The organism is Sphingomonas sp. (assembly GCF_019746015.1).
GTDB lineage: Bacteria > Pseudomonadota > Alphaproteobacteria > Sphingomonadales > Sphingomonadaceae > Sphingomonas.
Window position 1 is genome coordinate 1 of the sequence record NZ_JAIESM010000018.1, and the last position, 11945, is coordinate 11945.

The following is an 11945-nucleotide window of genomic DNA, read 5'->3' on the forward strand; positions in this document are numbered from 1 at the left end:
GACGAGGGGCCGGCCGGCCGCGCTGCCGCGCGCGCGCTCACCCAGCGCCAGATCGCCCAGCTGGAGGCGTTCCCGGTCACCACGCTTAGCGCCCGCGACCGGCTCAACTATGATGTCGTGCTCTACACCCGCCGCCGCGCGGCAGAGGCGCAGCAGTTTGATTTCGGCGGCAGCTCGTACAGCCGCTCGCCCTATGTCGTCAGCCAGCTGACCGGCGCCTATCAGTCGACGCCGAGCTTTCTCGACACCAAGCACCCGGTCGAGACAGCGGCCGATGCCGAGGCCTATCTGGCGCGGCTCGCGGCCTATGCCGACCAGCTCGACGCCAACACCGCCGACCTGAAGGAGCAATCGGCCAAGGGCATCCTGCCGCCCGATTTCCTGCTTGATGCAACGATCGACCAGATGGACAAGCTCGCCGTGCCGGCCGAGCGCGCCACCGTCGTCACCTCGCTGCAGACGCGCGCCGCCGCCAAGGGGCTGGCCGATCGCTATGGCCGCGATGCCGCCGCGCTCTATGCCGCGCGCGTGCTGCCCGCGCTCGACCGCCAGCGCGCGCTGGTCAAGGAGCTGCGGCGCAAGGCAACCGCCGATGCGGGGGTGTGGAAGATTCCGCAGGGCGACGCCTTTTACCGCGTCGCGCTGACCGGCACGACCACCGTCACCATGTCGCCCGAGGAAGTGCACAAGTTCGGGCTCGACCAGGCCGCCGAGATCAGCGCCCGGCTCGACGCGCTGCTGAAGGCGCAAGGGATGACCAAGGGCAGCGTCGGCGCGCGCATGGCCGCGCTCTACAAGGACCCGAGCCAGCTCTATCCCGATACCGATGCGGGCAAGCGCCAGGCGATTGCCTATTGCAATGAACGGCTGGCGGCGATCGCGACGCGGCTGGGGCGCGCGTTCAAGCGGGCGCCGGCCTATAATTTCGAGGTGCGCCGGGTCCCGGTGGAAAATGAGGCGGGCGCTGCGTCGGCCTTTGCCCAGCCGCCCTCGCTGGACGGCAAGCGGCCAGGACTCGTCTATTTCAACCTGCGCGACGCGGCCGAGTGGCCCAAATTCTGCCTGGCGACGACGGTCTATCACGAAGGGCTGCCGGGCCATCAGTTCGAGGGCGGGCTGGCGCTGTCGAACGGCGACCTGCCGCTCATCCGCAAGACCGGCGGTTTCTCCGGCTATGGCGAGGGTTGGGCGCTCTATGCCGAACAGCTGGCGGATGAGCTGGGCATGTATGATGACGATCCGCTGGGCCGGCTGGGCTATCTGAAATTCCAGCTGTTCCGCGCCAATCGCTGCGTCGTCGATACCGGCATCCACCATTATCGCTGGACGCGTGACCGGGCGATTGCCCGCTTCGTCGATGGCGAGGGCGAAGCGCCCGGCTTCGCCCGGCGCGAGGTGGACCGTTACTGCGCCATTCCCGGCCAGGCGTGCAGCTACAAGATCGGGCATTCGGTGTTCGTGCAGCTGCGCGAGGAGGCCAAGGCGCGGCTGGGCGGCAAATTCGCGCTTGCCGATTTCCACGAGGCGGTGCTGGGCACAGGCCGCGTGCCGCTCGACATTCTGCGCCAGGTCGGCCGCGCCTGGATCGCGCAGGCCGCGGGTTAGGGTCGTTTTTGTGCGGTTCCGGCCCGCTCCCGCAACCGTTTCAGCTAAAGCTGAAACCCCAACCTACCGGTCCAGCCGGGTGACATGGCCCATCTTGCGGCCGGGGCGCAGGCCCTTGCCATAGAGGTGCAGGTGCGTGTCCGGCACCGACAGCAGCGGCAGCCACTCCAGCGCCTGATCGCCGATCAGATTGTCCATCACGATGCGCCGCGCGGTGATGCCGGTGTCGCCCAGCGGCAGGCCGCAGATCGCGCGGATGTGGTTTTCGAACTGGCTGGTCACCGCGCCTTCGATCGTCCAGTGCCCCGAATTGTGGACGCGCGGCGCCATCTCGTTGAACACCGGCCCATCGGCGCCGACGAAGAATTCGCAGGCCAGCACGCCGACATAGTCCAGCGCCTCGGCGATGCGGCCGGCAAGCGCTGCCGCCTCGGTCCATTGCAGCGCAACCTCGGCCGGGGCCGGCACGGTGGAGCGCGCCAGAATGCCGTTCGCATGCTCATTGTGCGGCGGCGGATAGCTCACCATGGCGCCGTCAGCCCCGCGCGTGAGCAGGATCGAGAATTCATGGGCGAAGTCGACCAGGCCTTCCAGAATCGCGGGGCGCGCGCCGATTGCGGCCCAGGCGGCGTCCGCCTCATCCGGCCCGGCCATCCGCGCCTGGCCCTTCCCGTCATAGCCCAGCTGGCGCGTCTTCAGGATCGCCGGCCCGCCAATGGCCGCCGCTGCCGCGCGCAGATCGTCGGCTGAATCGACCCGGTGCCAGGGCGCGGTGCGGCCGCCCAGCGCGCCGACAAAGCTTTTCTCTGCCGCGCGGTCCTGCGCGATGCCCAGCGCCCGGGGGCAGGGGTGCACCGGCACCTTGCCGGCCAGATACTCGATCGGGTCGAGCGCGATATTCTCGAACTCATAGGTGACCACGTCACAGGCGGCGGCGAAATCGTCGAGCACGATATGGCTGTGATAATCGGCGCGGATGAAGGCGGAAGCCGTCTGCGCCGCCACGCTTTCCTCGTCCGGCGCCAGCACCTGCACGCGATAGCCCAGCTGCGCCGCCGCGATCCCCAGCATGCGCCCCAGCTGCCCCCCGCCCAGAATGCCGATGGTCGCGCCGGGGGCCAGCATCAGGCGGGATCTTCCGCCACGCTGTCGGTCTGGGCCGCGCGCCAGGCCTGAAGCCGGTCGGAAAGGGCGGGGTCGCCCAGCGCCAGGATCGCGGCCGCCAGCAGCGCGGCGTTCTTGGCGCCGGGCTTGCCGATGGCCAGCGTGCCAACGGGAATGCCGCCGGGCATCTGAACGATCGAGAGCAGGCTGTCCATGCCGTCCAATGCCTTGGACTGAACCGGCACGCCCAGCACCGGCAGATGCGTCATCGCGGCCGCCATGCCGGGCAGGTGCGCGGCGCCGCCGGCACCGGCGATGATCACCTTCAGCCCGCGCCCGGCGGCGCCGCGCGCATAGTCATAGAGCCGGTCGGGCGTGCGATGGGCGGAGACGACCTTTGCCTCATGCGGCACGCCCAGCGTGTCGAGCAGTTCGGCGGCATGGCGCATCGTCTCCCAATCGGAAGTGCTGCCCATGATGATGCCGACCAGCGGTGCCATCGCGCGGGGTTAGCGGCTCGGGCCGGCAAGGGCAACCGGGCGGTCGATCAACGCTCGCTCAGATAATAGCGCTCGGTGGCGCGCAGCTGGTCGTCGAGCTGATAGACGATCGGCTGGCCGGTCGGGATTTCGAGGCCGGTGATGTCGGCATCCGAAATGCCCGACAGATGCTTTTCGAGCGCGCGCAGCGAATTGCCGTGCGCGGCGATCAGCACGCGCTGCCCCGCCAGCAGCGCCGGGGCGATGCGCGCCTGCCAATAGGGCAGCACGCGGGCGATGGTGTCCTTCAGGCTCTCCGTCGCCGGTACCGCGATGCCGGCATAGCGCCGGTCGCTCGCGGGATCATAGGGCGAGTCCGCCGCGATCGGCGGCGGCGGCACGTCGAAGCTGCGCCGCCAGATCTTCACCTGCTCATCGCCGTGCCTTGCGGCGGTCTCCGCCTTGTCGAGCCCGGTTAGCCCGCCATAATGGCGCTCGTTCAGCCGCCAGTCCTTTTCGACCGGCAGCCACAGCCGCCCCATTTCCTCCAGCGCCAGGTTGAGCGTCTTGATCGCCCGCGTCTGGAGCGAGGTGAAGCACTGATCGAAGTCCAGCCCCCTGGCCGCCATCAGCGCGCCGGCGGCGCGCGCCTCGGCGACGCCCTGCTCAGTCAAATTCACGTCCCACCAGCCGGTGAAGCGGTTTTCCAGGTTCCAGGCGGACTGGCCATGGCGGATGAGCACAAGCGTGGGCATGTCTTCTCAGGTCTTTCAGGCTTGGGTGGAGCGGTCAGAGCGTGTCGATCTGCTCGGCGAGCGTTTCCAGGCAGGCATGCGCCAGCTGGCGGCAGCGCGCCGGGTGCCAGCCATGGCCATGGTCGGGATTGGGATCATGGTCCTTGAACGGCATTTCCAGCGTCATCGAAATCGCGCCATAGCGTTCGGCGAGCTGGTTGGTCGACATGGCCAGATTGGCCTTGCCGGGTGCTGACGGGGCATAGCCGAGCCGGGTCTGGAAATCGGGCGTGCGCGCGGCAAGCGCATCGCGGTAACGATAGAATTTGGCGCCCTGTTCGTCGGTCCAGCCGGGGATGCCTTCGAACCCGGCGATGAAATTGGCCGGGATCGCCTCGTCGCCATGCGCATCGATGGCAAAGGCGACGCCGGTTTCGTCCATCGCATTGCGCACGCACAGCACTTCGGGGCTGCGCTCGGCAGTGGGATTTGCCCATTCGCGGTTCAGGTTCACGCCGGCGGCATTGGTGCGCAGATGGCCCCGCGCGCTGCCATCGGGGTTCATGTTGGGCACCAGGTGGCAGGTCGCCTTGGACAGCAGCGCGGCGGTGACCGGATCGTCGGCATCGGCCAGGCGCTCGAGCGCCCCTTCCATCCAATATTCGGCCATCGTCTCGCCGGGGTGCTGGCGGGCATAGAGCCACACCGGCTTCGCGCCGTGCCCCACGGTCAGGGCGTCGATCGGCCGGCCATCCAGCGTCCGGCCCAGCTCGCGATGGGTAAAGCCGGGGGTGGCCGCATAGCGCGCGATCAGCGCCTCGTGCCGCTCGCTCGAATAAGGCGCGAAATAGGCGAACCACAGCAGTGGATGCTCCGCTGCATGCACGATTTCGAGCACGCCATCGGCATAGCTGGCTTCGGTGAGCCGCCAGTCGGTGCGGTCATGGCTCACCCGCGCGCGGTACCCCGGCCAGCCCAGCGGATAGGCAGCACCGGCGGCGTTCAGAATCCTGAAGCGCAACCGGCGCCCTTGTGCGCCGCTCACCCGGAAATGGAACCATTGGTAGAAGTCGGACAGATGGTCGGGCACGATCTCCAGATCGGCGCCGTCCTCGTCGATGCGCACGACGCGGATATTGCCGCTGTCGAACGCGCTCGTGATGCTGATCGTCATGGCACGCTGATAGTCTGCCCCGATTGCCCCGGAAACCCCTGGAACAGCGCATTGGCCAGTTTCTGGGCAACATCGGCGGGATTGGCCGCCTTGGAGCCGATTTCGGCCTGGCTCTGGGCGCGGCCTTCCCACACCACTTCGCCGGTCGGGCGTTTCAGCTGGACGAACAGCTCGGTGACATAGGCTTCGCGCTCGCGCGCACGGCCGACCGGAAAGGCGACGCTGCCGCCGCCGCCAAAGCCGCGCCCGAAGCTGCCGCCGCCAATGCCGACGCTGACCGGCGCCTGCGCCACCCCCAGTGAGCGCACGGTGCGGTTGATCTTGAAATTGGCGAGCAGCCCCGGCGTGCCGCCGGGTGCCACAGTGGCAAAGCCCTGTGTCGCCAGCGCCTGTTCGATCGCGCGTGCGTAAAACTGGGTTTCGAGGCCGGCGCTATCGCTGCCCGCGCCCGGCATGGGCAGCGCGGCAACGCCCACCCGCTCGATCGGGGTGTTGAGGTGAAAGCGCGTCACCCGCACCGGCGCGTTTGTCGCGCAGCCGGCCAGCACCACCATGCCCAACAGAACCAAAGCTCGCATCGTCACACTCCCACCATGCCATGGCCCCGCAAGCGCTGTGATAGCAGTTTTGCGGCCCAAGGCGACGCGCTTTTGCTTGACTTTGTGCACCCGGCTGATACCAGCGCCGCCTTTCCAGATTTAAGCCCAGCATTGGAAGCGAATCGATCATGAAGATCCGCAATAGCCTCAAGTCGCTCAAGGACCGGCACCGGGACAACCGCGTCATCCGTCGTCGCGGCCGTACCTATGTGATCAACAAGACCAACCGCCGGTTCAAGGCCCGCCAGGGCTGAACGCGTGGCCGGTGGTCCGGTCGCCGTCATCTTCGATGTCGGCAACGTCCTGTATGACTGGAACCCGCGGTTCCTGTATGAGCGCCTGATCGATGATGATCGGGCGCTCGACGCATTTCTGCGCGATGTGTGCACCAAGGAATGGCATTTCCAGCATGATGCGGGGCGCGACTTTGCCGAAACCTCGGCCGAGCTTGCTGCGCGCTTTCCCGAGCATGCCGCGCTGATCGCGGCGTGGGGTCCGCGCTTCAACGACCAGCTGGGATCGACGCTGCCAGGGATGGAAGCGTTGGTCGTCGAGCTTGACGAGGCCGGCGTGCCGCTGTTTGCGATCACCAATTTCAGCCATGAATTCTGGCCGCCGTTCCGCGCTCGCGAGGCAGCGCTGTTCGACCGGTTCCGCGACATCGTCGTCTCCGGCGACGAGCGGCTGGTGAAGCCAGACCCGGCCATCTACACGCTCGCGCTGAACCGCTTTGGCTTTGCCGCCGGCGATGCGATCTTCATCGACGACCGAGCCGACAATGTCGCCGCTGCCGAGGCGCTGGGCATCATCGGCCATCTGTTCACCGACAGTGCCACGCTGCGCGCCGATCTGGCGCGGCTGGGGCTGCTCAGCCGGGTCGATCAGCCGGCATAGTTTTTCAGCTCGTCACCGATGATGCGCACGACGTGCAGCACATTGGTCGAGCCCGGCGTGCGGAACGGCACCCCCGCCATCACGATCACCCGGTCGCCGGCCTTGGCAATGCCATGGCGCAGCGCCATGCGCTTGGCCTTGGCGACCATTTCCTCGAACGATTCGACGTCGCGCGTATGGACGGCATGCGCGCCCCACAGCAGGCCCAGCCGGCGCGCGGTATCCATGTTCGGGGTGAGCACGAGCAGCGGCACCGAGGGGCGCTCTCGCGCGATCCGCCGCGCCGTGGAACCCGATGTGGTGAAGCAGATGATCGCGCTGGCCGACACCGTCTTGGCGATCGACTTGGCGGCCTCTGCCAGCGCGTCGGCGGTGGTCGGGTCGGGCCGGGTGATAGTGAAGTGCACGCGCTCGGCGTGCATCGGGTCGGCCTCAACGGCTTCGGCGATCGCGTTCATCATGGCCACCGATTCGGCCGGCCAGGCACCGGCGGCGCTTTCCGCCGACAGCATGATCGCATCGGCGCCATCATAAACCGCGGTCGCCACGTCGGACACTTCGGCGCGGGTGGGGGTGGGCGCGGTGATCATCGATTCGAGCATCTGGGTTGCCACCACCACCGGCCGCCCCTGGCGCCGGGCGACTTCGACGATGCGCTTCTGCAGGGGCGGCACCGATTGCGGCGGCAGCTCGACGCCCAGATCGCCGCGCGCCACCATCACCGCGTCGCACTGCTCGACAATTTCTTCCAGCCGGTCGAGCGCGGCGGGTTTCTCGATCTTGGCGAGGAGGGCGGCGCGGCCCTGGATCAGCCGGCGCGCCTCGGCCAGGTCGTCGGGCCGCTGCACGAAGCTCAGTGCGATCCAGTCGACCTTCTGGTCGAGCGCGAAGGCCAGGTCGCTGCGGTCCTTCGCGGTCAGCGCGGTCATCGGCAGGATGACGTCGGGCACGTTCAGCCCCTTGTTGTTCGACAGCTTGCCGCCGACATCGACCACCGTCTCGATCCGCCCCGCGTCATGGTCCACCACGCGCAGCACCAGCTTGCCATCGTCGAGCAGCAGCCGGGCGCCGATGCGGACCCCGTCGAAAATCTCGCGGTGGGGCAGCTCGACGCGGGTCGCATCGCCCGGCGTCGAGTCGCGGTCGAGGACGAAGCGCGCACCGACCACCAGCTCCGTGCTCCCCTCGGCAAAGCGGCCGACCCGCAGCTTGGGGCCCTGCAGGTCAGCCAGGATGGTCATCGGCCGGCCGGTCTTGCGTTCCAGCCCCCGGATCGCCTCGATCAGCGGAATCTTGCTCGCCTGGTCGCCATGGCTCATGTTGATGCGGAAGGCATCGGCGCCGGCGCGGGCGAGCTTTTCGATCATCGCCGGGCTGCTGCTGGCCGGGCCGAGCGTGGCCAGCACGCGCACCTTGCGCAGACGGGGGGCGATTGCTTTCGTCATCCTGGCTCCTTGGTTCGGGCCACGTCTAATGCCTATCTCGCCCCACTCAAGGAGATTGCTTCGTGGACTATGACGTAGATACTGTTGGCGATGCCGCTGCGGCCGCCGCATTCCGCCGGCTGGTGCGCCATCTTCAGCACCGCACCGATGCGCAGAATGTCGATCTGATGGGGCTGGCGGGGTTCTGCCGCAACTGCCTGGGCGACTGGCTGGCCGAGGCAGCGGGCCTCAGCCGCGAGGAAGGGCGCGGCCTGGTCTATGGCCAGGATTATGCCAGCTGGAAGGCCGCGCATCAGCGCGAAGCCACCCCGGAACAGCTTGCCCGCATGGCCGAAAGCGTTGCGCGGAACCCTTGACTGCCAAGGTGACCCTGTACGGTGCCCCCCTAAGTTGACCCCTTGTGGCGCTTGGCTAGAGTCCTGTGGAGCTAGCTGAACCGGCACCAGCTTCAAGCCGGCACTGATAGATTTGGGGGGGACTGCACCATGAGGAAGCTGATCGCCGCGTTGCTGATCGCGGTTGCCGCGCCGCCGCTTGCCGCGCAGCAGGCCGCACCCCCGCCGGCCCCGGTCGCGGGGCGCACGCTCTATATCCATGCCGGCCGCCTGCTCGACCGGCCGGGCCAGCCGCCGCGCATGCGCGCCACGATCATCGTGCGCGACGGCAAGGTGGTGGAGGTGCGCGACGGCTTTGTCGCGCCCGAGGCCGGCGCGACGCTCATTGACCTGAAGGACCGGTTCGTGCTGCCCGGCCTTGTCGACATGCACGTCCATAGCTGGGGCCTGCGCGGCGATCCGCTGCGCGCGCAGATGACGCGCATCAACCGCGACGGTTTTGACGACATGGTCGAGGCGCAGATGAATGTGCGCGCCGACCTGGAGGCCGGCTTCACCACCGTGCGCGACCTGGGCAGCGACGAGCGCGGCATCCGCGCGCTTCGCGACGCGATCAACGCCGGGCAGATATTGGGGCCGACCATCGTCAATGCCGGCCGCATGCTCTCCGTCACCGGCGGGCATGGCGACGGCACCAATGGCCTGGCCGAGGAATTTGCCGACGCGATTCACCCCCACCAGATCAATGTGTGCGACGGCCCCGATGATTGCCGCCGCGCCGTCCGCCAGCAGATTTCGCTGGGCGCGCAGGTCATTAAGTTCGCGGCAACGGGCGGCGTTCTCTCCAACGTTGCCGGCGGCATCGGCCGGCAGATGACGGCGGAGGAAATGAAGGCAATCGTCGATACCGCGCACGCCTTTGGCCGCAAGGTAACCGCGCACGCCCATGCCAAGGAAGGGATCGACACCGCGCTCGAAGCCGGCGTTGATTCGATCGAGCATGGCAGCTTCATCGACGATGAGACCGCGCGGCTGTTCAAGGCCAAGGGCGCCTGGCTGGTGCCGACGATGATCGCCCCCGTCACCGCGCTTGCCCAGGCGCGCGCCGGGGTGCTGCCCGCTGCCACCATTCCCAAGGCGGAAAGCGCGGCGGCCGCCGCCTTTGAAAGCCACAAGCGCGCCATTGCCGCCGGCGTGCGCATTGCCTTCGGTACCGACACCGGCGTTTCCAAGCATGGCGAAAATGCCCGTGAATTTGCGCTGATGGTGAAAGCGGGGATGACGCCGATGGCCGCCATTCGCGCGGCCACGGTCGACGCGGCCGAGCTGCTTGGCCGGCGCGACCAGATCGGCACGATCGAGGCTGGCAAGGCGGCCGACATCATTGCGGTGGAGGGGGACCCGCTGGCCGACGTGACCAGATTGGAGCGCGTCGATTTCGTGATGCGGCGCGGTTTTGTCGCCAAGCTTGCCGGCAAGCGCCAGCCCTTCCCGGCACCGTGACGCCGCCCGCCAAACCCCCGGTTGAGCGCGGGCGCGCAATCGCCTAAGCCCCGCCGCTCACCGAGTTTGGAGCATGACATGAGCGACAATATTGCCGCAGACCAGCTGCGTTTGTTCATCGAGCGGATCGAGCGGCTGGAGGAAGAGAAGAAGGCGATGGCGGACGATATCCGCGACGTCTATGCCGAGGCCAAGGCGACGGGCTATGACGCCAAGACGATGCGCCAGATCGTCCGCCTGCGCAAAATGGAAAAGCATGTCCGTCAGGAGGCCGAAGCCCTGCTCGACACGTACAAGGCGGCGCTGGGCCTGGCCTGAGCGGCTGGTGTTGAGCGCGAACGGCGACCACCTTATGGGGTGCGCGCAAAGCGTCACTTTGCGGGGTTGAGATGGCAGGTCATTCGAAATTCAAGAACATCATGCATCGCAAGGGCGCGCAGGACAAAAAGCGCTCGGCGATGTTTTCAAAGCTCAGCCGCGAAATCACCGTGGCCGCGAAGATGGGCACCCCCGATCCGGACATGAACCCCCGGCTGCGCGCGGCGGTGAACGCGGCCAAGGCGCAGTCGATGCCCAAGGACAATATCGCCCGCGCGATCGACAAGGCGTCGAAGGGCGAGGGCGATAATTACGAGGAAGTCCGCTACGAAGGCTTCGGCCCCGGCGGCGTGAGCCTGATCATCGAGGCGCTGACCGACAATCGCAACCGCACCGCGACCAATGTGCGCACCGCCGTTTCGAAAAATGGCGGCAATCTGGGCGCGTCGGGCTCGGTCAGCCACGGCTTTTCGCGCATGGGCCTCATCACCTATCCGGCCGGCGTGGGGGACGCGGAAAAGATATTCGAGGCCGCGCTCGAGGCTGGCGCGGAAGATGTGACGTCGAGCGAGGACGGCCATGAAATCTGGACCTCGAACGATGCACTCCATGAAGTGACGCGCGCGCTGACCCCGGTGCTCGGCGAGCCCGAAGGCGCCAAGCTCGCCTGGCGCCCGGCGACGATGGTCTCGGTCGGGCTCGACGAGGCGACCCAGCTGTTCAAGCTGATCGACACGCTCGACGATGACGACGATGTGCAGCAGGTGTGGGGCAATTACGAAGTGCCCGACGAAGTGATGGACAAGCTGGGCTGATGCCCGGCACCGGCGAAAGGGCGAAGCGGCATGACACAGGCAGCGATCCGCGCAGTGCTCGATCAGTATGTGGCGGCGTGGCAGGCGGGCGATGTGGGCGCCGTCATCGCCTGCTATCATGATGATTTCACGCTGCATTATGCCGGCAGCAATGCGCTGTCGGGCACGCATGTCGGCAAGGCCGCAGCGCTGGGCGTGCTCGCTGAATTTTCGCGCCGGGTGCCGCGCCAGCTGGTCGGCATCGTCTCGGTGATGGCCGGCGAGACGCGCGGCGCGGTGATCGCGCGCGAGCGGCTGGGCCAGGGCGCTGCCGCGATCGAGGTGGAGCGCGTGCTCGTTTATGCGGTGGCCGATGACCGGCTGGCCGAATGCTGGGTCTATGACGGCGATCAGCCCGCGATCGACCGGCTGATCGGCACGGCGTGACCGGGGGCGGCCGCACGGGCGCGATCATCCTCGGCATCGATCCGGGGCTCGGCACCACCGGCTGGGGGCTGATCCGGGCCGAGGGCAACCGGCTGTCGCACCTGGGCAATGGCCAGCTGAAGACCGACAGCGCCGCGCCACTTGCCCGGCGGCTTGCCCATCTCGACGCGATGCTCGCCGCGCTGATTGCCGACCACGCGCCCGACGGCGCGGCGGTGGAGGAGGTGTTCGTCAACGCCAACCCGCAATCGACGCTGAAGCTGGGCCAGGCGCGCGGCGTTGCTTTGTGTGCCGCCGCGCGCGCCGGGCTGGACGTGGGCGAATATGCCGCGCGGCTGGTGAAGAAGGCGATTGTCGGCACGGGCGCGGCCGACAAGGCGCAGGTCCATGCGATGGTTGCGCGGCTGCTGCCCGGCGCGGCGATTGCCGGGGCGGATGCCGCCGATGCGCTGGCGGTCGCGATTTGTCACGCGCACCACCTCGCCACCGCGCGCGTGCTGCGCTAGAGGGCGAC

15 protein-coding genes are annotated in these 11945 nt (G+C 67.8%); 9 read left to right on the plus strand and 6 right to left on the minus strand.

Going from position 1 to position 11945, the window contains the following annotated elements; translation table 11 throughout:
• A partial coding sequence (locus K2Y03_RS03010) for a DUF885 family protein (protein ID WP_294088151.1) occupies nt 1-1605 on the plus strand: 1605 nt, incomplete at its 5' end.
• Nucleotides 1606-1668: 63 nt separating this feature from the next.
• Here the strand turns inward: K2Y03_RS03010 and K2Y03_RS03015 are convergent.
• The 5 genes from K2Y03_RS03015 to K2Y03_RS03035 are packed head-to-tail and all read right to left on the minus strand — an operon-like array spanning nt 1669 to nt 5674.
• Nucleotides 1669-2730 (minus strand): 5-(carboxyamino)imidazole ribonucleotide synthase, encoded by a 1062-nt coding sequence (locus K2Y03_RS03015; RefSeq protein ID WP_294088154.1) that lies wholly within the window; start codon nt 2728-2730, stop codon nt 1669-1671.
• Nucleotides 2730-3209: a 5-(carboxyamino)imidazole ribonucleotide mutase gene (gene purE, locus K2Y03_RS03020; RefSeq protein WP_294088156.1), complete on the minus strand. Its 480-nt coding sequence runs from the start codon at nt 3207-3209 to the stop codon at nt 2730-2732. The genes K2Y03_RS03015 and purE overlap by 1 nt, the downstream gene beginning before the upstream one ends.
• Before the next feature lie 47 nt (nt 3210-3256).
• Nucleotides 3257-3943: a 2,3-diphosphoglycerate-dependent phosphoglycerate mutase gene (gene gpmA / locus K2Y03_RS03025; protein ID WP_294088157.1), complete on the minus strand. Its 687-nt coding sequence runs from the start codon at nt 3941-3943 to the stop codon at nt 3257-3259.
• A gap of 34 nt (nt 3944-3977) precedes the next feature.
• On the minus strand, nt 3978-5096 hold the full coding sequence (locus K2Y03_RS03030; protein ID WP_294088158.1) for a M14-type cytosolic carboxypeptidase: 1119 nt from the start codon (nt 5094-5096) through the stop codon (nt 3978-3980).
• A complete protein-coding gene (locus K2Y03_RS03035; protein ID WP_294088160.1) occupies nt 5093-5674 on the minus strand; it encodes a DUF4136 domain-containing protein in 582 nt (193 codons plus the stop codon). The genes K2Y03_RS03030 and K2Y03_RS03035 overlap by 4 nt, the downstream gene beginning before the upstream one ends.
• Nucleotides 5675-5823: 149 nt before the next feature.
• On the opposite strand from K2Y03_RS03035, the gene ykgO reads away from it, so the two are divergent.
• Both ykgO and K2Y03_RS03045 read left to right on the plus strand, forming a co-directional pair.
• Nucleotides 5824-5949 (plus strand): type B 50S ribosomal protein L36, encoded by a 126-nt coding sequence (gene ykgO, locus K2Y03_RS03040; protein ID WP_003046794.1) that lies wholly within the window; start codon nt 5824-5826, stop codon nt 5947-5949.
• Between the two features lie 4 nt (nt 5950-5953).
• Nucleotides 5954-6589 (plus strand): HAD family phosphatase, encoded by a 636-nt coding sequence (locus K2Y03_RS03045; RefSeq protein ID WP_294088163.1) that lies wholly within the window; start codon nt 5954-5956, stop codon nt 6587-6589.
• Here K2Y03_RS03045 and pyk read toward each other — a convergent pair.
• Nucleotides 6577-8034 (minus strand): pyruvate kinase, encoded by a 1458-nt coding sequence (gene pyk, locus K2Y03_RS03050; protein ID WP_294088165.1) that lies wholly within the window; start codon nt 8032-8034, stop codon nt 6577-6579. The genes K2Y03_RS03045 and pyk overlap by 13 nt on opposite strands.
• A 62-nt stretch (nt 8035-8096) precedes the next feature.
• On the opposite strand from pyk, the gene K2Y03_RS03055 reads away from it, so the two are divergent.
• From K2Y03_RS03055 to ruvC, 6 genes are all read left to right on the plus strand, one after another.
• On the plus strand, nt 8097-8390 hold the full coding sequence (locus tag K2Y03_RS03055; RefSeq protein WP_294088167.1) for a DUF1244 domain-containing protein: 294 nt from the start codon (nt 8097-8099) through the stop codon (nt 8388-8390).
• A 129-nt stretch (nt 8391-8519) separates the two neighbouring features.
• Entirely contained in the window at nt 8520-9872 is a 1353-nt protein-coding gene (locus tag K2Y03_RS03060; RefSeq protein WP_294088169.1) for an amidohydrolase family protein, read from the plus strand.
• A 78-nt stretch (nt 9873-9950) separates the two neighbouring features.
• Nucleotides 9951-10190: a DUF2312 domain-containing protein gene (locus tag K2Y03_RS03065; RefSeq protein WP_294088171.1), complete on the plus strand. Its 240-nt coding sequence runs from the start codon at nt 9951-9953 to the stop codon at nt 10188-10190.
• A gap of 71 nt (nt 10191-10261) precedes the next feature.
• The gene (locus K2Y03_RS03070) at nt 10262-11005 is read left to right on the plus strand and encodes a YebC/PmpR family DNA-binding transcriptional regulator (RefSeq protein ID WP_294088173.1); all 744 of its coding nucleotides are present in this window, start codon (nt 10262-10264) and stop codon (nt 11003-11005) included.
• 30 nt (nt 11006-11035) lie between these two features.
• A complete protein-coding gene (locus tag K2Y03_RS03075) occupies nt 11036-11431 on the plus strand; it encodes a nuclear transport factor 2 family protein (RefSeq protein ID WP_294088175.1) in 396 nt (131 codons plus the stop codon).
• Complete coding sequence (gene ruvC / locus K2Y03_RS03080) at nt 11428-11937, plus strand: crossover junction endodeoxyribonuclease RuvC (protein WP_294088176.1); 510 nt, start codon at nt 11428-11430, stop codon at nt 11935-11937. Before K2Y03_RS03075 ends, ruvC begins: the two co-directional genes overlap by 4 nt.
• The last annotated feature ends 8 nt before the right edge of the window (nt 11938-11945 follow it).

Coding starts and splice junctions, on each gene's coding strand:
- K2Y03_RS03015 (WP_294088154.1), bottom strand. CDS start 2,730: ATGCTGGCCCCCGGCGCGACCATCGGCATTCTGGGCGGGGGGCAGCTG.
- purE (WP_294088156.1), bottom strand. CDS start 3,209: ATGGCACCGCTGGTCGGCATCATCATGGGCAGCACTTCCGATTGGGAG.
- gpmA (WP_294088157.1), bottom strand. CDS start 3,943: ATGCCCACGCTTGTGCTCATCCGCCATGGCCAGTCCGCCTGGAACCTG.
- K2Y03_RS03030 (WP_294088158.1), bottom strand. CDS start 5,096: ATGACGATCAGCATCACGAGCGCGTTCGACAGCGGCAATATCCGCGTC.
- K2Y03_RS03035 (WP_294088160.1), bottom strand. CDS start 5,674: ATGCGAGCTTTGGTTCTGTTGGGCATGGTGGTGCTGGCCGGCTGCGCG.
- ykgO (WP_003046794.1), top strand. CDS start 5,824: ATGAAGATCCGCAATAGCCTCAAGTCGCTCAAGGACCGGCACCGGGAC.
- pyk (WP_294088165.1), bottom strand. CDS start 8,034: ATGACGAAAGCAATCGCCCCCCGTCTGCGCAAGGTGCGCGTGCTGGCC.
- K2Y03_RS03060 (WP_294088169.1), top strand. CDS start 8,520: ATGAGGAAGCTGATCGCCGCGTTGCTGATCGCGGTTGCCGCGCCGCCG.
- K2Y03_RS03065 (WP_294088171.1), top strand. CDS start 9,951: ATGAGCGACAATATTGCCGCAGACCAGCTGCGTTTGTTCATCGAGCGG.
- K2Y03_RS03070 (WP_294088173.1), top strand. CDS start 10,262: ATGGCAGGTCATTCGAAATTCAAGAACATCATGCATCGCAAGGGCGCG.
- K2Y03_RS03075 (WP_294088175.1), top strand. CDS start 11,036: ATGACACAGGCAGCGATCCGCGCAGTGCTCGATCAGTATGTGGCGGCG.